Here is a 25,213-nt window from a genome sequence, read left to right on the forward strand (position 1 = left end):
GCGTATTGGCAGAACATTCAATTGTCGAAACCGGAACAATAACGGCGTGTAGTCCTGGAACTTTTTGGTGTGCAAAAAGTTCGTTCACGTCTTCGCGATTGGCGCAACGTGTTTGGCGAGGGTGGAGTTTCACGGCATACGCCGGCAAACCGGGCAAAGGCTGCCGTTGATACATGGGGCCGCAAGGCCGCATTTCCACACCGGCCGCTGGCGTGAGTGCTTTTGCCGTGCGCCCGGCGCAGGCTCAGTCCTGCCGCGCTTCCATCTTTTTGAGCACAGCGCGCGTGTACTCGGTCATGAACTCCAGAAACACGCTGGTGCGGGCAGGAATGAATTTGCGGCTGGGCAGCGCTGCATACAGCGTGTTCCTTCCCGTGATCCAATGCGGCAAAACCCGCTGCAGCTCGCCGTTCTGGAGGTACTTCGCCACGATGTCGATGGCCTGGATGCTGATGCCGGCGCCGTCAAGGCAAGCCCGAATCAGCGCGGTGGTGTTGTTGACCAGCAGCGCGGGTTCGATCTGAACCTCCACTTCCCGGTTGTGTTCCTCCGGGTTGATGAGGCGCAGGGTGCGGTGCCGGTTCGCCTGGAGCTTGACGCGCAGGCAGCGGTGGCTGGCGAGATCTTCCGGTTGCAGCGGAATGCCATGCTCCCGCAAGTAGTCGGGCGAGGCGCACAGGATGCCGTCCGAGGAGGCGATGGGCCGCGCAATGATGTTGGCGTCGAAAGTATCAGCGGCGCCCAGCAGGGTCAGGTCGTAGTCTTCAATGGGCGGCACCAGTGGCGAGTCCGCATGGATGTCCAGCACGACCTTGGGGTAGCGCCGCCCGAACTCGGCCACCAGCGGCGCCAGCACATGGGTGGCGAACACCGGCGGCGTCAGGATGCGGATGACGCCTGACATTTCCTGGGCGTGCGCCTGGGCGGCGGCGTGGGCTTCATCAATGTCGTTCAGGATATGGCGCACGCGGGCCAGGTAGGTTTCCCCCGCATCGGTGAGTGCCAGGCGGCGGGTGGTGCGCTGCAGCAGCCGCACCCCAAGGTGATCTTCCAGGTCGCCGACCAGCCGGGTCACCACGGCGGAAGACATGTCGAATTTGCGCGCTGCCGCTGCAAAACTCCCGTCATCCACCACTTGCTGAAAAACGCGCATTGATTGAAGCCGGTCCATGGTTTACCCCTAAATAATGCCTCTATTGTTGCTGATTCGACAGTAATGTATTGTTGAAATTGCTATTTTTTGATTGATTTGAATGGAATAAAGTTCATACATCGATGAGCCGAAGCCCACTACAAGGCGACTCACCGAGGCTGGACAGACGGGAAGATGAGCCCGCCATGCCCGGAACGTCACTTAACTTTGAGAGGATATTCATCATGAAATCGAACTTTATCGCCGCTTCCGTTGTGGCTGTTGCCGCCCTGACTTCCGTGGCTGCTTCTGCCCAAACCTTCAACTCCTATCTGTTTGACCAGATGCAGGCACCTGCGACCAGAACCCGCGCGGAAGTCAAAAGCGAAGTGGTACACGCCCAAAATGCCAGCTCTGCTTCCAGCTACAACGGCGCCACCGCCCAGCAAAACCTCGGCGCTCCCCGCGCCGAGAAGGCCGGTGCAGCACCCCAAGCTGCTGCTGAACTCGTGAAGACCAGCCAGCAATAAGCCTGCTAAGGCGCCGGTAGCAGCCGGCTTCAGCACTATCGCCCCGGTAGCCAAAGGTTGCCGGGGCGATGGCATTTGGGCGTACGGGATTCACTCAGGTCCGCATACGGAAGTATCCCGGCCGCACTCTAGAATCCCAGACACCTTGAAGACCTCCAACGCACCTTACGCCTTTGCTTTTGTCGCCGCACAGCTGTTGGCCCTGCCGGGCCTGGGTCTGGCGCTTTACCTGTACACCGTTGGCAAGGTCGCGGGCAGTGGTGGCTGGCTGCTGGGCGTGTTCGAACTGCTGTTTTCAGGCGTGGTGGTCCTGCCCGCGGTGTTGCTGTGCACGGTGCTCTTGCTGATTGCTGGCTTGTTCTCCCGGGTGCGGCCATGGGCTTGCCTCGTGCTGTTGCTGGTCAATGCGGCCGTGCTGGCTGTTGGCTGGACGATCAGTCCAGCCACCGAAGCCGCCGAGCTGCTGGTCTGGGTCGCCACAGCGCTTTCGGCCGCGGCTGCTGCTGCGCTGGCGTGGCAGGCGTTTTCACCGGTGACAAGGCCTGAGCGGAACATGCTGTGGGGTCAGCTCCTGCTGGTTGTCGGGCTTGGGATTGGATTGGGGCTGGCAGGCGGCGGCAGTGTCCCGGCTCCGTCACCTGCCGAGCCGGACCCCATGGCAGCGATACCGCCGGAGCGCGTATTCAAGGGACTGTTGGAGGGTAAGCCGGTGCACCTCGCGGTGCATGATTGCAAGGTCTACCGCGCCATACCAAAGGAGGCCAGGGAGCCCGGAAAGGGCGGCGAGGGCGACTGGCAGATGGTGCTCGAACCCGATCTCTATCCCTTCTTCACGTATTGCGAGCGGCAATCGCTGCAGGCAGACAACGGTGTCGTCACCGTCACCCTCGGACGCATCGCCTTCGGTGCAGGGGGCTGCTGCGCCACGGGTGGCACTTACCGCTCCAGGGATGGCGAGCTGTGGAAGAAGCTGTGAAGTCCGCCGAATAACGGTGCCGAATAGGGCGCCGAATAAGCTGCGTTCGAATCCGCAGGTCATCGGGGCGCTATAAAAACAATAGCTGCTTGCGCAGGACCCGCTTGGGTCAAAGCCGTTTTTCGCTTTGAAAATAGCCTTTTTTGGTTGTCCGGGGGACGACAAAAATCCGGAAAAATCCCTGCCAGGACGCGGTTTCAGGGCCTTTTTGTTTGCCAAATGTGCCGGTAGCCCAATAAGAACAGGCGCGAGCAGCTATCAAAAAGATAGCGATTCATCGATGCCCCCAGCCAGCCCAACCGTTATCTAACCCGCAAGCGGCGCCCAGTGGTTGTCCAGCCGCACATTTCTGACCGCCGGCAAAGCTGTGTGGCCTGCGCCGTCGCGTGTCAGTGCGGCGAGCCGCCCGCCTGCCCACAACATGGCGTCAGCCTGGCCCGCGGCCGGGGCCGACGTGACGGCGCAGGCTTCTTCCAGCGGAAAAAAACCTGTCCAGCGCCCATCGGCCTGCCACACGGCCACGCCGTTGGCGCGCGGGCAACCCACGGCAAAACCGCCCGCGGCCCAGGCGATGTCGCCGCCGTAACCGGCCAGCACGCGCCCGTCAGCAGCGGCGCAGGTTTGCAACTTCTGGCCGTCAAAAAACGCCAACACAGGCGCGGCGGTTTTGGTTGCCGTGTCGTCATGCTCGGCCTGCAGTGCGATGCCCAGGACACGCGCCCCGCCTGCCGCCGGTGCGCGGCCCCAGGCCATGTGCCGCAGGCTCAGGCGTTTGTCGGCCAGTCGCCACTGTCCCAGCAGCGCGCCGCGTCGTGTGTCCAGCCGCACCAGCGAGGCATCCATGCGGTCCATGTGAATTTTCAGCCGGCCGGTTTCAGGCAGCGCGGGGATGCCGCCGTTCGCCACGACCAAACTGCCGTCGTCATCCAGCAAAAGTTCATGCGGGTCCATGCCGTGGGTCGGCCATTCGCCAAATTTCTCCAGTGTGGCGGCATCACGCAGGCCGATCAGGCCTTCACCGGTTTCGAGATTCGTTTCGGTGGTGTAGAGCGTTTTGCCGTCGGGGCTAGCGATCACGTGGCCGTTGAAGGCGCGGTCAGGGTCGGCCCAACCCCAGGAGATGGCTTGACCGGTGCCGTTGCCTTCGGGCTTCCAGCGCAGCAGCCAGTCGCCCGGCCGGCGGGCCACCGCCAGCAGCGTGCCGCTGCGCTCGACCCACACGCCATGGGCGCGCGTCGGTACGTCGAGTGCGGCGCTGACCCGGAGCGCGGCGCTGCGATACGCCAGCACACCGACCTGGTAGCCGTGCGCGGCCTCCCAGGCGGCGGCCAATTGCTGCGGCCGGGCAGTGACTGTGACGGCGGCTGTCAGGGCGGGATTGAGCCAGGCGCCGGTGCCGGCCGCCGCCAGCACCAGCCATTGCCGGCGCTGCAGTGTTGTCAGGGCGTCAGCCTTTTTCATGGTGGATGCCTAGTCGCCGTCGGCGTCTGAAAAGCCGATGCTCACTTCCAGCGCGGGCGCGATGTCGGCTTCGGCGAGTTTTTTCAGGTCGGCCAGCGAGCGCCCGGCGCTGCCCATGCCGGCTTTGTTGGCGGGCGATGCGCTTTGCATGGCTTTGTCGGTTTTGTTCACCGCTTGTGCGAGCTGGTTGGCCGGCTCGTTGCGGCCCAGTCCGCGCAAATAGGTTTCCAGCGGCGCCAGGCCGGCGCCGGGCAAAGGGGCTTCACGCGCCTGCGATGCGCCCAGTGTGCGCAGCGCCTGCCATTGCGCGGCCCAGCGCGCCGCCGTCTGGCCGCTGGCGCTGCGCGCGTAGGCGGCATTGCGGTTGCCTTGCACCCCGGCCATGCGGGGCTTTTCCATCTCGGCCCAGCGCAGGCGTTCCAGCGCACCGGTCCACTGATTGACCAGCTCGCTCATCGCCGGCCCATTGCTTTCTTCCGACTCGCCGGGTTTGCGCGCCGCCAGTTCGCCGAAGGCTTTGGCCAGCGTGTCGGCTTCGCGCTGGATGTCGGCGGCCACCTGCACCGCGTAGCGGCAGGCCGGTGTGGCGGGTGCAGACGACGAAACAGGCTGGCTCCACAGCAGCCACTCCAGCGCCGGCAGGCCTTTGGCCGGCGAGCCTATGCTTTCCATGGCGGTGGCATCTTGCGGCGCTGACTGAATTGCCCGCTTGATGAGCTCGGGCCGCGTCGGCGAAAAGTCGATTTGCCGCGCCGAGCGCCGCTGCACCAGCGGGCCGGCCTGCACGCCGCTCAGACGGTCCCAGGCGAGCGCGGTGGTTTTCCAGCGCTCTTTGGCTTGCTCCAGTTTTTCGGGTGCGGTGGTGGCGGTCGCGTCGCACACGGCTTGCATTGCCGCAGGCAGGCCGCCGGCCTGCTCGGCAAATGCGGCGGCTTGCGGCGCATACCAGAAGCGATGGATGCCGCGCATGAAATCACCCGCCGTGTAAAACGGCACGGCAACGTTGGGCGCGACCACTTGCGCCTGCGCCGCGCCGCCGGCCAGCAGCATGGCGATGGCCGGCACGGCTCTGCGCCAGGCCGGCTGCAACAAAGAGGTGAGGGAATTCATCGGGCTGCTCCCTTATGGGTTGTCGCTTGCAATGCCTGGGTCAGGCACTCGATACCTTCATGGCACTCATAGCGATTCAAGGAATTTCACCAGCGCGGTGCGTTCCTGCGCATTCATCCGCAGGACTTTGTCCTTGCTGGCTTTGGCTTCGCCATCGTGCCAGAGCACGGCTTCCAGCGCGCCGCGCGCGCGGCCGTCGTGCAGCAGGCGGTTGTGGCCGTTCACGTCGGGCACAAGGCCGATGCCCCACAGCGGCGGCGTGCGCCATTGGCGGCCATCGGCCAGGAAGTCGGGCCGGCCGTCGGCCAGGCCTTCGCCCATGTCGTGCAGCAGCAAGTCGGTGTAGGGCCAGATGGTCTGGCCCTGCACGGCCTTGCTGCCCAGCCGCGGAAATGGGCTTTCGCCGGTGACGTAGCTCGGGCGGTGGCAGGCGGCGCACTGTGCGTCGGCAAACAGTTTCTGGCCGCGCACCACCTGGGCATCGCGCGGATTGCGGCGCGCCGCCGGTGCCAGTGTGGTTTCATAAAACACCACGTCGTTGAATGTTTTCTCGTCAATCTCGCTCGCCTTGCCCTGTGCGCCGCGCGGCGCCGCCAGGCAGTCTTTCTGGGCGGCTGTGCAGGTCTCTTTCGGAAAGACCGGCGAGGTGATGCCCATGTCGCCGAGGAAGGCGCCCGCGGTCTGGTGTGCCAGGGTGGCGACGTTGGCCTTCCAGCCGAAGCGGCCTGTGCGCATCTGCTGCGTCGGCGCGTCCCACACCTGGTTGACGACGCCGCGCACTGGGCTGTCGGAGGCGGCTTGCTCGCGCGCATTGCGCAGGATTTCCGCTTCGGGAATCGCTTCGAGCAAACCCACGCCGGCCATCTGCGGCGCGATGCGCGGGCTCACCATCACATCTTTGGCCATGGGGCCGTAATGGAGTTTGCTGAAACCGTAGCGGGGTTTTTGCAACTGGTAGGGTGTGCCGTCGGCAAACTTGCCGCGCACCACGTCGTAGCGCAGGGATATCTGCCCCTCGGGCATCACGCCCTGCACCGCGAAATTGGAAAACTGGTCGCCGTACACCGGATCCGGCAGCGGCCCGCCGTGTGCGTCCTTGCCCGGCACCGACAGGCGCAGCAGCAGGCCGACCGGCTGGTCGGCCAGGCCGCGGTTGAAGTCGGGCGGTGCGCCGCGGCCGTCCTGCACATGGCAGCCGCCGCAGGAGCGGGCGATGAAGTGCGGGCCCAGGCCGTCACGCGCGGTGGTGGAGGACGGCGCCTGTACCCAGTTGCGCTTGAAGAAAGAATTACCGATGACAAAACGCGTGCGTTCCTCATCGTCCAGGTTGGCCAGCGGAAATGAAAACGCGTTGTGGCCGGTGGCAAACACCGTGGTGTCGCCGCCGGTTTTCTCGTCGTCGGGCGCCGTGCCGGCTTGCGCACCCGGCCCTGCCGACGCCCAGAAGGCCAGTCCTGCCAGTCCCGCTGCGGCCACGCAGGCAAGCACTGCACGCGCAGGGCGCGTGACCATCCGGGACGACGCGGCCTTGGCCATTAAGGTTTGACCAGCGTCAGCTTGGTGATGCCGGCGGCGTTGGCGGCTTCCACCAGGTCCTTGCTTTGCTGCACCAGGCTGTCGACGGTTTTTTGCACGCGCAGCCGGCCGGGTGCGTCTTTGGCGCCGACGATTTCGCGGTCAAACGGTGCCTGAATGCCTTCGGCGGCGGCGACGGATGCTGCGATCTGCTTGCTGGTGCGGTCTGCCAGTGCCGGGTTTTTCACCGCCACCAGGTCACGCAGCGACGGGCCGGCCAGCGTCGTGCCGTCGGCGCGCTTGTACTGGCCCAGCCAGGTGTTCTGGATGCCTTTGGCGTTGTTCACCACGTCGCGGTGCGTATTGTCGGAAAAGCATGAGTGCTCATCTTCCTGGTCCTGGCTGGCCAGGGCGACTTCGAGGCGTTCACCGGCGAGTTCACCGCGCGAAAGCGAGCCCAGGCCGACAAACATCTTGCGCACCGACTCCATGCCGCCGCGCTCGAACTTCGCGCGGTAGGAGGTCGACGTGGGCGCCCAGGCTTTGGTGAGGGTGCCGAGGTCGTCGACCAGCAGTTCGGTCACCACCTTGAGGTACTGGCGGCGGCGGTCGGCGTTGGGTTTCTTGCCGTCCACAAAATCTTCAAACGAACGGTTGCCTGGGCCGGTGGTGCTCAGGTCCTGGCCCCACAGCAAAAATTCAATCGCGTGCCAGCCGGTGGCGATGTTTTCTTCGCCGTTGCGCTCGTTCAGGCTGGCCAGCCGTTTTTTGTTGATCACGGCCTTGCGGTTGTTGATGATGCCGGCGTTGGGTGCGTCTTTCACGTAGTCGACATAGGACTCGTCCATGGGCCAGGCATTGATGCGGCCTTCAGGGCCGTTTTTGTCATCGATCGGGCCGCCGTAAAAACGGAAGGCCTCGGTCTGGCCGTAATACTCGCGCGCGTCCAGCCAGGCCTTGCGCGCGGCCTTGAGGCCGTCGTCCGACGGTGCGTCGGTAAAAGCCTGCACTGCTTTTTGCAGGATGAGCGTGCTGGCCAGCGTGTCGTCATAGTTTGATTGCACCAGGTGGGCGTAATGCTTTGCCACGGCGGCCGCCGTGGTGGCTGGTGCCGCCACTGTGCCAGGCGCGGTACCGGCCGCTGCCGTTGCTGCGGGCTGGGCCATGGCCGGCACGGCAAGCAGGGCCACCAGGGCGGCAAGGATGGCGGGTTTGATTGCTGGTTTCACGACGACTCCTGTGTCTTTGTTAATCGGTCAAAGTGCGATTATACAAATGAGAATCGTTATCGTTATCAATAAGGTGACTTTCTGTGACGCTGTGCGGACGCCCGCCGGACCGCTTGTTCAGGGCCCGCGGCGTTTACCCGGTTTGCGCGCCTCATAGCGTTTCATCAACGGCGTGACAGAAATGCCGTGGGCAATCACCGAGGCGACGACCACCGCGAGCGTGATGGAAAGCAGCCGTTGCGCCAGCGCGGGCGGGAGGTGGTGGTTGATGGCATAGAGCAGGTAATACAGCGAGCCGATGCCGCGAATGCCGAACCAGGCCATCAGGCGGCGCTGCGAACCCCTGACCGGCGTTCCCAGCAGTCCGATAAAAACCGCCGCCGGCCGGATCACCAGGAACAGCGCCGGGATAAACCACAGCACTTCAGCGCGAAAGCGTGTGGTGGCGACCAGCACGCCCACCGCCAGCACGATGGCGACTTCCACGAAGCTTTCCAGCTGGCTGTTAAAGCGCTCTACTGCGCGCATCATGTGGGCGGGCGCTTCCGCGCCCGAGGCTTCCTGGTCATCGGGGCTCAGCGTTTCATCGGGTGCGGCCGCAGCCTGGGGTACGGGCCGCGCATCGGGCTCGTCGATGCGGCGCAGCGCCAGGCCCGCCGCAAACACCGCCAGGAAGCCGTAAGTCTGAAAGAGCAGCGCCAGGCCGTACGTCAACCCGATGAGTCCCAGCGCGATGAATTCGTCCGAGCCCAGCGCTTCGCGGTGGCGCATGCGCAGGTAAAGAATGGCGCGGCCCACCAGCGTGCCCAGCAGCCAGCCCAGGGCCAGGCCGCCGGCCACGGCCCACAGCACATCGACGGCCCACCAGCGCCAGCCGCCTTCGCCGAGTTCGTGCAGGCCCAGCAGGCCCAGCCCGAGCATCACAAATGGAAATGCGGTGCCGTCGTTCAGGCCGCCCTCACCGGTGAGGCCGAAACGCAGGCGGTCGCGGTCGCCCGGGTTGGCCACCTGCACGTCGGAGGCCAGCACCGGGTCGGTCGGCGCGAGGATGGCGCCCAGCAGCACCGCGGCGCCCACGGGCAGCTCCAGCACATAAACGCCCAGTGCGGTGATGGCGGCCACGGTGACCACCATCGACACGGTTGCGAGTTGCACCGGAATGCGCCAGCGGCCATCCCGTACGCGGAACTCGAGCTTCATGCCGGCGGTGAACAGCGAGATCAGTACCGCCACCTCCGTGAGGCGCTCCAGCAGCACCGTGTTCTTGAGGGCGTCGAGTTTGAGCAGCCCCAGTCCAACGGGACTGACCGCCACACCAACACCGAGGTACAGCATGGCGGCACTCAGAGGTAACCGTGCAATGAAAGAGCCGCCCAGTGTCATGGCAATCAGCAGCGCACCGGCCACGATGCAGGCCAGCGTGAAAGTGGTGGGCTCGGCAAAAGTCATCGCCCCACCTTACGGCAAGCGCAGGCGTCCCGGTATCAGCCGACGCGCCGTTGCCGTGGTGCCTGGATGCGCCCTGTAGACACGTTTGTGTCCGATTTTTTTAAGCGAAAACCGCTCTGAGGCCAATAAATAAAAGCGCGATAAGCTATAAAAACTATAGCAAACCGCGGAATGCCGTTCCAGCGCCTACCAGTCCACCAGGCTCAGGCCGATGCTCAGAACATTGCGCTTTCGGTTGTAGTCCACGAGGCTGTCACCGTAGCCGCTGAAAAGCTGCACGTGGTAGCGCAAGCCGGTGTAGTTGGGCGACGAGGCCGGCGCCATCATCCAGTCAAACCGGGCCGAGCCGCGGGCTTCCTTGCGCAACGAGTGGCGCAGCGTGACGCCCACCGTGTTGGCTTTGTTGATCTGCCAGCTGCCCGTGACTTCCGCGCGGCCCACATAGTTTTCGATGCCGGGGTTGTCGTCATTGCCCGAGGACTCCTTGAGCCGGTCCCAGATGCGCCCCTGAAGAATCAGGCCCGAGTCCTGGCCCAGTGTTTTCTCGGCGGCACCCATCAGGTAGACGCGGTTCCAGCTGCGCGACAGCGGCAGCGACTGGCCGTTGGACTGGTGCACCAGCCCCAGGCCCGAGAGCCGGTAGTTCCAGCCACCGGCCAGCGGGATTTGGTGCGGGTAGATGTAGATCACCTCGGGTTCGTGGTCGGTGGTGCGAAACGGCCGCGAGATGCTGCCGTTGAACAGTTGCCAATAGCTTTGCTGCGTGTAGCCGAACCAGACCGAGTCATGGTCGTCGTCATCGTTGTCGCTGCTTTTCAGCAGGCCTTTGGCGACCTTGGTGCGCACCGACAGCTGGATTTTGTTTTCAGTGCGCATATAGGGCACAGAGGTCAGCGCGGTATGCCCTGCGGCGGGTGACGAGGGTTGCGTGTTCACGCTGTCGGCGGTGGAGACGGCCAGCGTGATTGGCCGGTAGCCGCGCAGCGAAAACGTATCGCAGTCGGTGCCGCGCTGCAGTTCCCAGAAGCGGGACAGTTCCGAGTACCTGGTGTTTTTGCAGCCGATCGGCTTGCCGTCCGGCGCTTCGGTGTTCAGTGATGGCAGCAGCAGCACCGGGGTGGCCGGCTGGCCGGTCTGGGCATTGGCCGGCGCTGTGGTCAGGCTGGGCGCCGGTGTGTTGGCGGGCGTTTGCGCATCGGCCCATTGCTGGAAGCAGGTGAGCTGCGCCGCAGGGTCGCCCTTCATGGCCTGGCAGGTTTGCCAGCCTGTGCTGGATGGGCGGTTTGCCGGCGTGGCCTGTGCATGTGCCGCAGCCGTGGTGCCAAGACCCAGGAGGGCCAGAAGCACCGTGCAAAGCGATGCAGCAGCAGGATGGAGAGATTTCAGTGGCATGGCTCGGTCTTGAAAATTGCGCTGTTCAGGGTAGCCGGGTCAGCGTGAAGGGCACATCGGGTGCATTGTCCGGGGCGCTGCTGCTGGTGTCTTTCCAGGTGCCCTTGAAGGCCTTGCCACAAGAACCTTCGACCATTTCGCCGTTCCAGGTGCCGGTGATGCTGACATTGTCGGAGGACTCGTCGAGCAGCAACATGCCGCCCTCCAGGTCACCGGCCAATGCGGCCTTGGCCGCATGTCCGGCAATGGCTTTGGAACCGACGGCCGGCCCCAGGTCGCGGCTCACGATGCCGGCCAGGCTTTCGGCGAATTCGGCATGCCGTTCCAGCAGCATGGTGGCGCGGGCCGGCAAGCCGGCAGGTGGGCGGTCAAAGCGCACGGCCCACAGGCCATGGAGTTGTGCGGCCTTCATCTCCGTGGCGGCCGGGCAAGCGGCGGCAGGTTTCGTTTGGGCCGTAGCGCTAGTGGATATTGCGCAAGCGGCGATTAAAAAAAAAGCGGGTCGAAGAAAAAGCAAAGTCATGAACAAGTGAGTGCACGGCCTGGTCGTGCGGTACGGGCTGTAGCAACGCAGCAAGGCGGACGGAGCGGCCAAGGCTGCAGTGCAGGGGGTGAAACGGAAAACTCGGGCACGCGAGTGCGGGGTTGATGCAACGCGCAGGCCGTGGAGCTTGCGCACTATCTCACGAATACATCTCAATCAGGTAAAGCACCGGTAAAAACCCGTGGCCTGAAACGGTTTGTAACCACAGCACTGAAAACGCCTTCATGCGGCCCGGCACCTGATCTCGCGCCGAATTAACCACGGAACAGGGCAGCGCTAGCGCGTCTCTGCCGCCGCTGCCGCCGCAATCCCGTCCGCTGACTTCTTCGCAAACTCCGCACGCAAGGCCTTGATCTTTTCGCGCGGGTCTTCCTTCACGGAGGCCTTGTCCAGCGCCATCTCGGCGATGAAGCGGCTGGGTGCGCCGGGAATCATGTCGCGGCCCTTCTTGCGTTTGCGCAGCCAATTCACCGCCAGCGTGCGCTGCGCGCGGGTGATGCCCACGTACATCAGGCGGCGCTCTTCCTGCAGGCGCAACGCGATGCTGTCGGTGTTGACTCCGTCATCGTCTTCCAGCTTGAAGGGCAGCAGGCCTTCGTTCACGCCGGCCAGCACCACGTGCGGCCACTCCAGGCCCTTGGCGGCATGCAAGGTAGAGAGGGTCACCACGTTCTGGTCGCCTTCGCGTTCGCTGATGGTGGAGAGCAGGGCAATGGTTTGCACCACTTCGAGCATGGTTTTGGTTTCGGCGGCCACCACGGCGCCTGAGGCGTCATCGATCTGCCCGCCGCAGCGCTGGGCCACCCAGTCGCAGAAATCCATCACGTTGGTCCAGCGCGCGGCGGCCAGCTTTTCGCTGTCTTCTCCGTCGTAGAGGTGCTTCTCGTAGTCGATTTCCTTGAGCCAGTCGTTCAGGAAAACGCGCGCGTCTTCCGCGCCCACAGTGCGCTTGGCGCGGTACTCAAGGTCGTTGAGGTAGCGGCCAAACTCGTGCAGCGAACCCACCGCCTTGGCCGGCAGCACCGAGCCCAGCGAGTTGCTGAAGAGCGCTTCGAAAAGACTTTGCTTCGACTGGCTCGCGAAGGTGCCGAGTGCGCCCAGCGTGGTGTGGCCGATGCCGCGCTTGGGTGTGGTCACCGCGCGCATGAACGCCGGGTCGTCATTGTTGTTGACCAGCAGCCGCATCCAGCAGCACAGGTCCTTGATCTCGGCGCGGTCGAAAAAACTTTGGCCGCCCGAGACCTTGTACGGAATGTTGGCTTTGCGAAAGGCCTTCTCGAAAGGCTTGGCCAGGTGGTTGGCGCGGTACAGCACGCAAAAATCTTTCCACTCCTTGTACTGCCCGCCTTCTGCCTGCAAGCTGCCTTCGGCACGCAGGCTCTGGATGCGGGCCACCACGCGTTCGGCTTCGTGCTCTTCGCTGTCGCAATCGATCACGCGCACCGGCTCGCCTTCGCCGAGCTCGCTGAACAGCGTCTTGGGAAACAGCTTGGGGTTGGGGCCGATCACGTTGTTGGCCGCGCGCAGTATGGCGCTGGTGGAGCGGTAGTTCTGCTCGAGCTTCACGACCTTGAGGTTGGGGTAGTCCTGCGGCAGCTTTTTCAGGTTGTCCAGCGTGGCGCCGCGCCAGCCGTAAATCGACTGGTCGTCGTCGCCCACGGCGGTGAAGCGGCCGCGCGGGCCCACCAGCAGTTTGAGCATCTCGTACTGCGTGGCGTTGGTGTCCTGGTATTCGTCGACCAGCACATGGCCCAGCGACTGCTGCCATTTTTCGCGCACGCTGTCGTGCTCGCGCAGCAGCTTGAGCGGCAGGCCGACCAGGTCGTCGAAGTCGACGCTCTGGTAGGCCGTCAGGCGCTCTTCGTAGTGCGCCATCACGCGGGCGATGGCGCGCTCTTCGTCGCCATTGGCCTGCACCATGGCTTCTGCCGCATTGAGGCCCATGTTCTTCCACAGGCTGATGGTCCATTGCCATTGCCGCGCCGTGGCCGCATCGGTGCTGCCGCCGGCGTCCTTGATGATGCTGGTCACATCGTCGCTGTCGAGAATCGAGAACTGGGGTTTGAGGCCCAGCGCCGCGCCGTCCTGGCGCAGCATGCGCACGCCCAGTGCGTGGAAGGTGCAGACCAGCACGCCCTTGGCGCTTTTGCCGATCAGCGCCTTGGCCCGTTCGCGCATTTCAGCGGCGGCCTTGTTGGTGAAGGTGATCGCGGCAATCTGCTCAGGCTTGAGCCCTGACTGGATCAGCCGGCCTATCTTGTGTGTGATCACTCGCGTCTTGCCGGAACCGGCGCCCGCCAGTACCAGGCAGGGACCATGCAGGTAGTTCACGGCTTCTTGTTGGGCGAGGTTCAGGCCGTGGGTCATGAAAACAATCGATTCCAAGGGGAAAAATGCGCGGGACCGGCCCTGTCAGGGACAGCCAGGGAACGGCAAATCATAGCGGCTGCCCTTTTGGAGCCTGTAGCTCGGTTTGGACCGCACCGCAGGTTTCATGCCTGGCGCTTTAGCTGGATGAAAAAAGACCGCGCCCGCACGGAACCACCACAAGCCCCGGATTCAAGCAATAAATGCTTGCAGCGCAGTGCTGGTCTGCGCTGGCAGCTATCGAATCAATAGCATAGGAGCAGGCGCGGCTTCATGCGTTCCGGCTCGCCGGGGCGAACCCACCCTGCGTCAACGACAGTGCCTGGGCTGCCTGCTGCAGCAGCAGGCGCACGGTTTTCTGGTCGGGGCCGACGTGGCGGTCTATGCGCCGCACGTAAGGGCAGGTCAACGCGGCCAGGGCGCTGTGGTCGGGCCCGAAGATGGGGCAGGAAATATCGGCCACGCCGAAAGACTGCAGACTGTCGCGCTCGAAATAGCCTTGCTCCCGGATGACACCGAGGGCGGCAGCCAATGCATCGGACCCGATCGGCACTTCGCCTTCGAGTGCGGTGTGCTGGGCCAGCATTTGCTGAGTCTGGCTGGCATCCGCGAAAGCCAGCAACACCCGGCCCGAGGCGGTATCGACCAGCCCGACATGCACGCCCACGCGGATCGTCATGCTCCAGGTGCCGGGGCCGTTGACCTGTGCGGTGATCAGCACGTTGCCCTGGTCATAGACGCCCATGTGGCAGGCCTGCTCAGCCTTGTGCGCAAAGGCCTCCATGATGGGAATGGCCTGGGTCACCAGCCGGTTGAGCGGTGGATGCATGTGCGCCAGCGTGAAGAGTTTCAGGCTCAGCGAGTAGCGGTCGCCCGAGAGCGAGCGCATGACATATTGCCGTGCCACCAACCGCTCCAGCATGCGGTAGATCTCGCTCGCGTTGCGGTCCATTTCCTTGACGATCTCCGCGCGCGTCAGGCCCTGCGGCTGGCGAGCCAGCAACTCAAGGATGTCCAGGCCCTTGTCAAGCGCCGGTGCCCGGTAGCGGTCGTCGGCAAGAGGCGGGGATGCGGTGACGACGGCGTCGTTCGTGTTCTGGTCATTCGTCGGGAGAACGGAATATTTTTGTGTCATGGCGGCAGGGTGGGTGAGGTCAAAGGCATTGCAATTTTGATATGTAACGCAGCGCTCTTGATATGGCACGCGGCGCTCGCGAAGACTTTCGCCTTCATTGTTTTAGATTTATTTACTTTTGCACTTAATGTTCATCAATAAATTAAATCTTGACCTAGGGAAAGTCCGGGGCTTGGAAAGATGAGCAAATTTCTATGATTCACACCGCTTCAATCCATAAGTGAATAGATTGTTCATCAATGAACCATTTGTAACAATAAGTTTCCTGATTTTGGTGCCTTCGCCTCATTGAACGGTTCCGTCAACGCAAAAAGGTTTTTGTCATGCACCCAGGAAGTTTGGAAGGAAAAACAGTATCGATCTGCGCGGCCGCCCAAGGCGTCGGCCAGGCCCGTACACCGGTTTGCCTGGCCCCGGGTGATTCCGGGCGTTGCGGCAGCGCCTGGTTTGGGCGCACTCCGGGCCGGTCGACGGGCCGTCTGGCCACGGTCAACGACATCGCGCCGATCTGAGCGAGCACCGCGCCTGTCCGGAACCGCCCATGACACCTCTTGTGAGCATCAGCAACCTGTGCAAATCCTTTCCGGGAGTGCGCGCGTTGCACAACGCCCGGCTTGAGGTTGCCGCAGGCGAGGTGCATGCGCTGATGGGCGAGAACGGCGCCGGGAAATCGACCCTGATGAAGATACTGGCCGGGGTCTACCAGAAGGATGCGGGCGAGATCAGCATCGACGGTCAGGCGGTCGAGATTGCCAGCCCGTGCGCTGCGCAGGCGCTGGGCATCGGCATCATCCACCAGGAACTCAACCTGATGAGCCATCTGAGCGTGGCGCAGAACATCTTCATCGGACGCGAGCCGCTCGGGCGGCTGGGGCTGTTCATCGATACCGAGAAGATGGCCCGTGACACGAAAGCGATATTCGACCGCCTGAACCTGAACCTGGAACCGCACACGCTGGTCTGCGACCTGACGGTGGCGCGCCAGCAGATGGTGGAGATCGCCAAGGCGCTGTCGTTCGACTCGCGCGTGCTGATCATGGACGAGCCCACTGCCGCGCTGAACAATGCGGAAATCGACGACTTGTTCCGCATCATCGGCCAGCTCAAGCGCCACGGCGTCGGCATCGTGTACATCTCGCACAAGATGGACGAGCTCAAGCGCATCTCGGACCGCGTGACAGTGATGCGCGACGGCCAGTACATCGGCACCGTGCCGACTGCCACCACCAGCATGGACACCATCATCGGCATGATGGTCGGGCGCGCGCTGCTTGAAGACGAGAGGCCGCCGGCAACCGGTCAGGGCCGGGAGACCGTGCTGGAGGTGCGCGGGCTCAATCGCGGCCGTACGATCAAGGATGTCAGCTTCACCGTGCGCAAGGGCGAAATCCTCGGGTTTGCCGGCCTGATGGGCGCGGGCCGAACCGAAGTGGCGCGTGCCGTGTTCGGCGCCGACAAAAGGGATTCGGGAGAGATCTGGGTCAGGGGCCGCCAGATCGGGGTGCATAGCCCGGCCGACGCGGTTGAGCACGGCATCGGCTACCTGTCGGAAGACCGCAAGCACTTCGGTCTGGCCACCGGCATGGATGTGCAGACCAACATTGTGCTGTCGAGCTTGCGGCGGTTCTTGAGCTTCGGGTTTCTTCTCAAGCCCGCGGCCATACAGGACACGGCTGCGAAGCTGATCGCGCAACTGGGCATCAAGACCCCAAGCCCGCTGCAGAAAGTGGCGCTGCTGTCGGGGGGTAACCAGCAAAAAATCGTCGTCGCCAAATGGCTGGTGCGCGACTGCGAGATCCTGTTTTTTGACGAGCCTACGCGCGGCATTGACGTGGGCGCCAAGAGTGAAATCTACAAGCTGCTCAATGCGCTGGCGGCGCAGGGCCGTGCCATCGTGATGATCTCCTCCGAACTGCCCGAGGTGCTGCGGCTGAGCCACCGCATCGTGGTGATGTGCGAGGGCCGCATCACCGGCGAGCTGGCGGCACGGGACGCGACCCAGGAAAAAATCATGCAGCTCGCCACCCAGCGCGAAGCCACGGCTACCGTTTCCGGCACGGTTGCCGCTGCTGCCTTCTAAGAATACCGGAACCACCATCCATGACCGTCTCCAAGTTGCTGCAAGGTTTCAAAACTGCAGCTTTTAGCAGCAACACCCGTCAAAAGCTGTTGGCATTTGCCAGCTTGCTGGGGTTGCTGATTTTCTTCAGCATGGCCTCGTCCAGTTTCATGCAGACCGACAACATGGTGGGCATTTTGCAGGCCACTGCGGTTAACGGCGTGCTGGCCATCGCCTGCACCTTTGTCATCATCACCTCGGGCATCGACCTGTCGGTGGGCACCTTGATGACCTTTTGCGCCGTCATGGCCGGGGTGGTGCTGACCTATTGGGGCCTGCCCTTCTACCTGGGCGTGCTGGCCGCCATTTTCTTCGGTGCGTTCTCTGGCTTCACCTCGGGCGTGCTGATTGCCAAGCTGAAGATCCCGCCTTTCATTGCCACGCTGGGCATGATGCTCATGCTCAAAGGCCTGTCGCTGGTCATCACCCAATCCAAGCCAATCTATTTCAACGACACGCCGGAGTTCTCGGTCATTTCCCAGGAGTCGTTGATCGGTTATTTCCTGCCCGATCTGCCCATCCCCAATGCGGTGCTGATCCTGTTTGTGGTGGCGGTGGTATCCAGCCTGATCCTGAACAAGACGGTGCTGGGGACCTACACCTTCGCGCTGGGCAGCAACGAAGAGGCGGTACGCCTGTCGGGCGTGAATGTGGACCGCTGGAAGATCATTGTCTACACGCTCAGCGGCGCGATTTGCGGCGTGGCCGGGCTGCTCATCGCCTCGCGCCTGAATTCCGCGCAGCCGGCGCTGGGCCAGGGTTATGAGCTGGACGCGATTGCCGCCGTCGTGATCGGAGGTACCTCGTTGAGCGGTGGGGCGGGCACGATCCTGGGCACCATCATCGGCGCCTTCATCATGAGTGTGCTGACCAACGGGCTGCGCATCATGTCGGTGGCCCAGGAGTGGCAGACGGTGGTGACGGGCCTGATCATCATCGTGGCGGTGTATGCCGATATTTTGCGAAAGCGCAAGTAAATGAAAGCAAGTGCGGTTTCAGCCGCTATCCGCCTGCGTGCAGTTCTTACGAAGGAGAAACCCAAACCCCAGGCCCTGCCAACGTTTGATTTCTGATATTTCATTGCAACACCCATAACGATCCGGAGATGACCATGATTTTGAAACGAACACTTTTGAGCCTTGCGCTGGGCCTTGGCCTGGCTTCCACCTTGAGCACGACGGCGCTGGCCGCCGACGAGATCTACATTCCAATGATCTCCAAGGGCTTTCAGCACCAGTTCTGGCAAGCCGTCAAGGCCGGCGCCGAGCAGGCCGGCAAGGACTACAAGGTCAAGGTGACCTTCGAAGGCCCCGAGAGCGAGAGCATGGTGGACAAGCAGATCGACATGTTCGCGGCGGCGCTGGCCAAAAAGCCGTCGGCCATCGGCTTTGCCGCGCTGGACAGCAAGGCGTCGATCCCGCTGCTGAAAAAAGCCCAGGCCGCCAAGATCCCGGTCATCGCCTTTGACTCGGGCGTGGACAGCGATATTCCGGTAACCACGACCACCACCAACAACGTGGCCGCCGCCGCCCTCGCTGCCGACAAGATGGCCGAGCTGATCGGTAAAAGCGGCGATGTCGCCCTGGTGGTGCATGACCAGACCAGCCGCACCGGCATCGATCGCACCGACGGATTTGTCAACCGTATCAAGTCAACCTATCCCAACATCAAGATCGTCAGCGTGCAGTACGGCGGCGGCGACCAGCTCAAATCGACCGAGATCACCAAGTCCATCCTGCAGGCCAACCCCAACCTGAAGGGAATTTTCGGCGCGAACGAAGGCTCGGCCATCGGCGCGCTGAACGGCGCCAGGGAAATGAAGCGCAAGGTGGTGATCATCGGCTACGACTCCGGCAAGCAGCAAAAGGCCGCCATCATGGATGGCTCGATGGCCGGCGCCATCACCCAGAACCCGGTCGGCATTGGCTACAAGACGGTGGAGGCGGCGGTCAAGTCCCTCAAGGGCGAAAAGCTCCCCAAGATCATCGATACCGGCTTTTACTACTACGACAAGACCACCATCAACGATCCCAAGATCGCTGCGGTTCTGTATGACTGATGGGTGCGGCGGCCTCAGGGCCACGCGCTGAAGCGCTTCTTCACCAGGCAAACAGCAATCCCCAGGCAATCATTCATGAGCACTATCCAATCCATGCGTGTCGTCGATGTGCGCTTTCCCACGTCGCGGCATCTCGACGGCTCGGACGCGATGAATCCGGACCCGGACTATTCGGCGGCCTATGTGGTGCTGGAAACCGGCGAGCCGGGGCTTGAAGGCCATGGCCTGACTTTCACCATCGGCCGTGGCAATGAAGTCTGCTGCGCCGCCATAGAAGCCATGCGCCACCTGGTGGTCGGCCTCGACATGGACTGGGTGACCGAAGACATGGGCCGCTTCTGGCGTTACATCACCTCGGACAGCCAGCTGCGATGGATCGGCCCCGACAAGGGCGCGATCCACCTGGCGACAGCCGCGGTGGTCAATGCCGTGTGGGATCTGTGGGCCAAGCAGGAGGGCCTGCCGGTGTGGAAGCTGGTGGCCCGCATGAGCCCGGAAGAGATCGTCAGGCTGATCGACTTCCGCTACATCACCGACTGCATCACGCCGGCCGAAGCGCTGGCACTGTTGACGCGCCAGGCCGCCGGCAAGGACGCGCGCCTGAAGACGCTCGAGCAGGAAGGCTACGCTTGCTACACCACTTCCGCCGGCTGGCTGGGCTATGACGACGAAAAGCTCAGGCGCCTGGCCCAGGAGGCGGTGGACGCCGGCTTTTCGCACATCAAGCTCAAGGTGGGCCGCGACCTGCAGGACGACATCCGGCGGGTGCGCGTCGCCCGCGAGGTACTCGGCCCCGACCGCACCCTGATGATTGATGCTAACCAGGTGTGGGATGTCAACGAGGCGATTGAGTGGCTGGGCCACCTGGGCTTTGCCAAGCCCTGGTTCATCGAGGAGCCGACCAGCCCCGACGACATTGAGGGTCACCGCCGCATCCGCGAGGCGGTGAAGGGCGACATGCAGGTCGCCACAGGCGAGATGTGCCAGAACCGCGTCATGTTCAAGCAGCTCATCATGCAGGGCGCCATTGACGTGGTGCAGATCGACGCCTGCCGCCTGGGCGGGGTCAACGAGGTGCTGGCCGTGATGTTGATGGCGGCCAAATATGGGCTCAAGGTTTGTCCGCATGCCGGCGGCGTCGGCCTGTGCGAATACGTGCAGCACCTGTCGATGATCGATTACCTCTGCATCGCCGGTACCAAGGAAGGCCGGGTGATCGAATACGTGGACCACCTGCACGAGCATTTCGTGGACCCCTGCGTGATTCGCCATGCCGCCTACATGCCGCCGCAGCGGCCAGGTTATTCGATTGAGATGAAGCGCGAATCGCTGGCGCAGTACGCCTTCAAGGGCTGATGGCCGCTACACACCCTCGGCTGAGCCTGACCATAACCAACATCTGACACCGGAGCCCTTGATGAATTTGCACCTTCAAAACAAGATTGTCATTGTCACCGGCGGGGGCGCCGGAATTGGCGGGGCCATCAGCCTGCAGCTGGCACGCGAAGGCGCCGTGCCGGTGATCTTCGGCCGCAGCCCCTTGTTGCCGGAATTTTCCGCGGCCTTGCGGGATCTCGGTGCACGCCACGGGTTTTTCCAGCTCGACCTTGAAAGCGAATCGGCCTGCCGGACCGCGGTGCAGGGCGCCGTGGCCGAATTCGGCGGCATTGATGCGCTGGTCAACAACGCCGGCGTCAACGACAGCGTCGGCCTGGAGGCCGGCCCCGAGGCCTTCAAGCGCTCGCTGCAGTCCAACCTGATGCATTACTACCTGATGGCGCACCTGTGCCTGGACCAGCTCAAGGCCAGGCGCGGCGCCATCGTCAACATTTCCTCCAAGACGGCGCTCACCGGGCAGGGCAACACCAGCGGCTATGTCGCGGCCAAGGCGGCCCAGCTGGGGCTTACACGCGAATGGGCTGCCGCGCTGGCGCCGCATGGCGTGCGGGTCAATGCGGTGCTGCCGGCCGAAGTCATGACACCGCTCTATGAAACGTGGCTCAAGACCTTTGCCGACCCCGCAGCGGCGCTGGCCGACATCACGGCCCGGATTCCCCTCGGCCAGCGCATGACGACCGACCGCGAAATTGCCGACACGGTGGTGTTCCTGCTGTCCGATCGCGCCTCGCACACGACGGGCCAGTGGATTCATCCCGATGGCGGCTATGTGCATCTGGACCGCGCCTTACCTGTCGGCTGACCGTCATGAACAGACATCCATACGGCCAAAACGCCATGCGGCGTTGCCAGCTACCGAGCCCTGAAAAGCGCGATGAAGCTCGCCGCAGATTTTCCCCGCCCGAACCGGGTTCGCTCTGGGCAGCCATGCCGGCGAATGGGCATATCCGGACTTTTTAACTGACTCAACCTAACCATAGCAAAGAGAGACAAATCATGAAAGCTGCTTTCCGTAGTGTGTACCTCGGCGTGGCCTGCGCGGCCGTGCTGGCGCCGCAGTTGGCCTCGGCCCAGTCCAGCGTCACCTTGTACGGACGTGCCGTATCCGGCCTGGCCTATATTGACAATGTGTATGACCCGGTGGCCAATGCCAGCTTCTCCAAAGCCATGGTGGCCAGCAACCAGTGGGGCACCAGCATGTGGGGCATGAAGGGCAAGGAAGACCTGGGCGGCGGGCTGGCGGCCAACTTCCTTCTCGAAAGCGGGTTTGAACTGAAAAACGGCTCGGTCGGCTCGGCATTGTTCAACCGCCGCGCCTATGTCGGTCTGTCCAACGCCAGCTGGGGCAGCTTCCGTCTTGGCAAGAACCTGTTCATCAGCAACGACGTGTGGGACCTGGACCCGACTGGCCAACAGTGGGTGGGCAGCGCCACCCTGGTCAGGGGCCGCAGCTGGCCCGGTGCCAGCAACGTGGTCGAGTATTCAACGCCTGATATGGGCGGCTTCAGCGCCACCGGGCAAATCTCGTTTGGCGAACAGGCTGGAAACAGCAAGGCCAACCGCGGCGAAGGCATATCGATGACCTATGCGAACCAGGACCTGATGCTGCGCGCCATCTATTCCCAGCGCCGTAATGCTACCGCCACCTTCACGGATGTTTTCAGCACCTCCAAGGAAACCATCATAGGCGGCACTTACAAGTTCGGCCCGGCCAAGCTCTATGCAGCCTACGACTACATCACCGCACCCGACGCGGCCCTCACCGCCGCGTCCAAGCTCAAGCATGCCTGGGTTGGCGTTCGCTACGATGTGACCCCGGCGCTCACGCTGATCGGTTCGGTCTTCCACGTCAAATCTGACCGGGTGGCCGGCAAGGCCACGCTGGGCATGGTGGGTGCCGACTACAACATGTCCAAGCGCACGCTGCTGTACGCGTCATTCGGTAGCGTCAGCAACTCCAGTGGTGCCAACTTCGGGGTGGACGGGGGGATTTCGGGAAATCCGGCGGTCAACCAGGGGCAAAGAACCGTTTACGCGGGTATCGCGCACAGCTTTTAAAGGGCAACGCTGCCGGGCGAGTTCCATGCGTTCGGCGGCAGGCCGGCAGGTTCAGATCGGGATCACCTGACGCGGGCCAGCTGGCCAGCCACTTTTTGCTATTAAAAATATAGCTGCTTGCGCAGGCACTGCCTGCGTCGCAGCTATTTTTTATGCTCAATCGGCGTGCTGGCGGGGCCGTGCTACGCACCCGTATGCAAGGGCGTGGGCGACAATCAGCGCCGTGCTCAGCATTCTTTTCGTCACCTTTCCTTTTTTTGCCCTGGTGCTGTGCGGCTACCTTGCTGCGCGCCGGGGCCTGCTCCCGCAGCTGGCCATTCCTGGCCTCAATACCTTCGTGCTGTATTTCGCACTGCCCTGCATGCTGTACCGCTTTGGCGCCGGCACGCCGATTGCGCAGCTGCTGGACGCGAGCCTGGTGGCCGTCTATTTAGTGTGTGCTCTGTTGATGGTGGCTTTCACCGTGATGCTCACGCGCAAGGGCCGCATTGCATGGAACGATGCGTCTTTTGGCGCGCTGGTGGCGGCCTTCCCCAACACCGGCTTCATGGGTGTGCCCCTGCTGGTGGCGCTGTTGGGTGCGCAGGCCGCCGGACCGGCCATCGTCACCATCCTGGTTGATTTGCTGGTGACAAGCTCGCTGTGCATCGCGCTGTCGCGGCTGGACTCGGCCGACATTCATGGCGCCGAGGTCGCCGCGCAGAATGCGCTCAAGGGCGTGGCGCTCAATCCCATGCCGTGGGCCATCGTGCTGGGCGCGCTGTCGTCCGGCTTGGGTGTGATGTTGCCCGCGCCGGTGATGCAGACCGTCGGGCTGCTGGCCGATGCGGCCTCGCCGGTAGCGCTGTTCACCATTGGCGCGGTGCTGGCGCGTTCGCAGATGAACAGCACGGCAGCCACACCCCTGAAGGAGTATGTGCCGGTTGCTCTCATCAAACTGGTGGTGCACCCGGTACTGGTGGGCCTCGTCGGGCTGGGCGCCATCGCAGTGGGCGTGCCTTTGCAGCCTTTTGCTTTGACCGTCATCGTGCTGGTGGCGGCGCTGCCCAGCGCCAGCAATGTGGCGTTGCTGGCCGAGCGTTTCGGTGCGGACAACGGCCGCATCGCGCGCATCATCCTGTTGTCGACGGTGCTGGCCTTTTTCAGCTTTTCGGCAGCAGTGACCCTGCTGACCTGAGCCAGGTACCAGGCCTTTTCGGCTGTCGTTACAAAAAAACCTGAAAAAAGATGGCCCCGCGCTGTCGATTCCGCTCTTTCTGTTCGTCGTACCGGTAAGAGCAGGATTTTTCTGCCTGGGTTGTCCGGGCTCTCCGCTCCCAACGCAACTAACGCAACTTCAAGGAGTCCGAAATGAAATTCATGGTTCTCATCAAAGCCGACAAACACAGCGAAGCCGGTGAAATGCCCAGTGAACAACTGCTGGCCGACATGGGCAAGTTCAACGAATCGCTGGTCAAGGCCGGCGTCATGCTGGCGGGCGAGGGGCTGCATCCCAGTTCCAAAGGCGCGCGCGTCAGATTTTCCGGCAGCAAGCGCACCGTCATCGACGGGCCTTTTCCCGAAACCAAAGAACTGGTCGCCGGTTTCTGGATGCTGCAGGTCTCGTCCAAAGAAGAGGCCATTGAATGGGTCAAGCGCTGCCCGTTGCCACCTGAGAGCGAGGCCGAAATTGAAATCCGCCAGGTGTTTTCGGCTGAAGACTTTGGCGCGGAATTCACGCCCGAGCTTCGCGAAGCCGAAGAACGCCTGCGCCGGCAGGTGGAGGCGCAGTCCGGCGAAAAGTCCTGAAAACGGGCGTCCGGCTGCCGGGCCCGTGTTTGAGGTAAAAACCGGGTTCCAAGGAGATTCCACGCATGCAATACATGATCCTGCGCAAATCCGACGCGAGCACTGAAGCCGGCGAGCTGCCCAGCCCCGCACTGCTGGCCGCCATGGGCGCCTACAACGAAGAACTCGCCAAGGCCGGCATGCTGCTGGGCGGCGAGGGCCTGCAGGCAAGCTCAAAGGGCGCGCTCATCCGGTTTTCCGGTGGCAAGCCCACGGTCATCGATGGCCCCTTCACCGAAGCCAAAGAGCTGATCGCCGGTTTCACCATGATTGAGGCGGCTTCCAGGGATGACGCACTGGAATGGCTCAAGCGCTGGCCTCAAGAGGATGCGGATGGCAATACCTCGCTGGAAATCCGCGAGGGTGGCTGCCCCGGCGGCCTGCGCGGCGTCGCCGGGGAAGGCGCGCCGCCGCTGCCCGAGGGGTTCCGCCGCTTCATGATTTTGCTCAAGGCCAATGACCGCGCCGAAGCCGGCATCGTGCCCGACAACCAGTGGCTGGGGCGCATGGCCCAACACAACGACGATGCCGTCAAGGCTGGCGTGCTACTCATGGGTGAAGGGCTCAAGCCCAGCGCCAGCGCCTCCCGCATGAAGTTCACCCGAGGCAAACCCAGCGTGATGGACGGGCCGTTCGCCGAAGCCAAGGAGTTGCTGGCCGGCTTCTGGATCATCCGGGCGCGTTCGCTGCAGGCTGCGGTGGACTGGGCGCTGAGTTACCCCTTTCCGTTTCGCGATACGGAAGAGGTTGAGGTCGAGATCCGGTTGCTATATGAGGCGGCAGATTTCGCCCCGGCCTAACGTTCAGGGCTTCGGTCAAAAATATTTGAAATTTTTTTCACCGGGCGTGTCGATTTCGCATTTTTCGTTCGTCGTACCAGTGAGCAGACGTTTTTTTGGGGCCGGAGAGGCC

At 63.1% G+C, this 25,213-nt stretch carries 21 protein-coding genes; 11 read left to right on the forward strand and 10 right to left on the reverse strand.

The features are described from left to right. Positions 1 to 244: 244 nt before the first annotated feature. A complete protein-coding gene (locus tag AC1D13_RS14930) occupies positions 245 to 1,171 on the reverse strand; it encodes a LysR family transcriptional regulator (RefSeq protein WP_477666870.1) in 927 nt (308 codons plus the stop codon). A gap of 206 nt (positions 1,172 to 1,377) precedes the next feature. Here AC1D13_RS14930 and AC1D13_RS14935 point away from each other — a divergent pair, with 206 nt between their 5' ends. Together AC1D13_RS14935 and AC1D13_RS14940 are read left to right on the forward strand one after the other, a co-directional pair. Continuing rightward, positions 1,378 to 1,662: a DUF4148 domain-containing protein gene (locus AC1D13_RS14935; RefSeq protein WP_477666869.1), complete on the forward strand. Its 285-nt coding sequence runs from the start codon at positions 1,378 to 1,380 to the stop codon at positions 1,660 to 1,662. Between the two features lie 145 nt (positions 1,663 to 1,807). Continuing rightward, positions 1,808 to 2,638, forward strand: coding sequence for a hypothetical protein (locus AC1D13_RS14940; RefSeq protein ID WP_477689803.1), 831 nt, complete (start codon positions 1,808 to 1,810; stop codon positions 2,636 to 2,638). Between the two features lie 306 nt (positions 2,639 to 2,944). On the opposite strand, the gene AC1D13_RS14945 is transcribed toward AC1D13_RS14940, so the two are convergent. From AC1D13_RS14945 to AC1D13_RS14985, 9 genes are all read right to left on the reverse strand, one after another. Further along, on the reverse strand, positions 2,945 to 4,099 hold the full coding sequence (locus AC1D13_RS14945; protein WP_477689804.1) for a DUF1513 domain-containing protein: 1,155 nt from the start codon (positions 4,097 to 4,099) through the stop codon (positions 2,945 to 2,947). Positions 4,100 to 4,108: 9 nt separating this feature from the next. Further along, positions 4,109 to 5,209, reverse strand: coding sequence for an imelysin family protein (locus tag AC1D13_RS14950; RefSeq protein WP_477689805.1), 1,101 nt, complete (start codon positions 5,207 to 5,209; stop codon positions 4,109 to 4,111). Positions 5,210 to 5,275: 66 nt separating this feature from the next. Continuing rightward, the gene (locus AC1D13_RS14955; protein WP_477689806.1) at positions 5,276 to 6,745 is read right to left on the reverse strand and encodes a di-heme oxidoreductase family protein; all 1,470 of its coding nucleotides are present in this window, start codon (positions 6,743 to 6,745) and stop codon (positions 5,276 to 5,278) included. Next, entirely contained in the window at positions 6,745 to 7,890 is a 1,146-nt protein-coding gene (locus tag AC1D13_RS14960) for an imelysin family protein (protein WP_477666971.1), read from the reverse strand. The genes AC1D13_RS14955 and AC1D13_RS14960 overlap by 1 nt, the downstream gene beginning before the upstream one ends. 180 nt (positions 7,891 to 8,070) lie before the next feature. Continuing rightward, positions 8,071 to 9,402: a cation:proton antiporter gene (locus AC1D13_RS14965; protein WP_477666864.1), complete on the reverse strand. Its 1,332-nt coding sequence runs from the start codon at positions 9,400 to 9,402 to the stop codon at positions 8,071 to 8,073. Positions 9,403 to 9,588: 186 nt separating this feature from the next. Continuing rightward, a complete protein-coding gene (locus tag AC1D13_RS14970) occupies positions 9,589 to 10,794 on the reverse strand; it encodes a phospholipase A (protein WP_477689807.1) in 1,206 nt (401 codons plus the stop codon). Between the two features lie 25 nt (positions 10,795 to 10,819). Then, a complete protein-coding gene (locus AC1D13_RS14975; RefSeq protein WP_457282668.1) occupies positions 10,820 to 11,206 on the reverse strand; it encodes a hypothetical protein in 387 nt (128 codons plus the stop codon). 408 nt (positions 11,207 to 11,614) lie between these two features. Then, positions 11,615 to 13,705 (reverse strand): ATP-dependent helicase, encoded by a 2,091-nt coding sequence (locus AC1D13_RS14980; protein WP_477689941.1) that lies wholly within the window; start codon positions 13,703 to 13,705, stop codon positions 11,615 to 11,617. Positions 13,706 to 13,976: 271 nt separating this feature from the next. Further along, positions 13,977 to 14,840 carry an IclR family transcriptional regulator gene (locus tag AC1D13_RS14985; protein WP_477689808.1) on the reverse strand — a complete coding sequence of 288 codons (864 nt, stop codon included), beginning with the start codon at positions 14,838 to 14,840 and terminating at the stop codon, positions 13,977 to 13,979. 541 nt (positions 14,841 to 15,381) lie between these two features. Here AC1D13_RS14985 and AC1D13_RS14990 point away from each other — a divergent pair. From AC1D13_RS14990 to AC1D13_RS15030, 9 genes are all read left to right on the forward strand, one after another. Beyond that, positions 15,382 to 16,920 carry a sugar ABC transporter ATP-binding protein gene (locus AC1D13_RS14990; protein ID WP_477689809.1) on the forward strand — a complete coding sequence of 513 codons (1,539 nt, stop codon included), beginning with the start codon at positions 15,382 to 15,384 and terminating at the stop codon, positions 16,918 to 16,920. A gap of 20 nt (positions 16,921 to 16,940) precedes the next feature. Next, positions 16,941 to 17,936 carry an ABC transporter permease gene (locus AC1D13_RS14995; protein WP_457282672.1) on the forward strand — a complete coding sequence of 332 codons (996 nt, stop codon included), beginning with the start codon at positions 16,941 to 16,943 and terminating at the stop codon, positions 17,934 to 17,936. A gap of 137 nt (positions 17,937 to 18,073) precedes the next feature. Further along, positions 18,074 to 19,018, forward strand: coding sequence for an ABC transporter substrate-binding protein (locus tag AC1D13_RS15000; protein WP_457282704.1), 945 nt, complete (start codon positions 18,074 to 18,076; stop codon positions 19,016 to 19,018). A gap of 75 nt (positions 19,019 to 19,093) precedes the next feature. After that, positions 19,094 to 20,374 (forward strand): L-fuconate dehydratase, encoded by a 1,281-nt coding sequence (locus AC1D13_RS15005; RefSeq protein WP_457282673.1) that lies wholly within the window; start codon positions 19,094 to 19,096, stop codon positions 20,372 to 20,374. Positions 20,375 to 20,435: 61 nt separating this feature from the next. Continuing rightward, a complete protein-coding gene (locus AC1D13_RS15010; RefSeq protein ID WP_457282674.1) occupies positions 20,436 to 21,218 on the forward strand; it encodes an L-fucose dehydrogenase in 783 nt (260 codons plus the stop codon). 194 nt (positions 21,219 to 21,412) lie between these two features. Further along, the gene (locus AC1D13_RS15015; protein WP_457282675.1) at positions 21,413 to 22,474 is read left to right on the forward strand and encodes a porin; all 1,062 of its coding nucleotides are present in this window, start codon (positions 21,413 to 21,415) and stop codon (positions 22,472 to 22,474) included. Positions 22,475 to 22,697: 223 nt separating this feature from the next. Then, on the forward strand, positions 22,698 to 23,651 hold the full coding sequence (locus AC1D13_RS15020) for an AEC family transporter (protein ID WP_457282676.1): 954 nt from the start codon (positions 22,698 to 22,700) through the stop codon (positions 23,649 to 23,651). 173 nt (positions 23,652 to 23,824) lie between these two features. Beyond that, complete coding sequence (locus AC1D13_RS15025) at positions 23,825 to 24,262, forward strand: YciI family protein (RefSeq protein WP_457282677.1); 438 nt, start codon at positions 23,825 to 23,827, stop codon at positions 24,260 to 24,262. Positions 24,263 to 24,327: 65 nt separating this feature from the next. Continuing rightward, on the forward strand, positions 24,328 to 25,101 hold the full coding sequence (locus tag AC1D13_RS15030) for a YciI family protein (protein WP_457282678.1): 774 nt from the start codon (positions 24,328 to 24,330) through the stop codon (positions 25,099 to 25,101). Positions 25,102 to 25,213: the final 112 nt, after the last annotated feature.

This window comes from Polaromonas sp. P1_E12 (genome assembly GCF_056405975.1).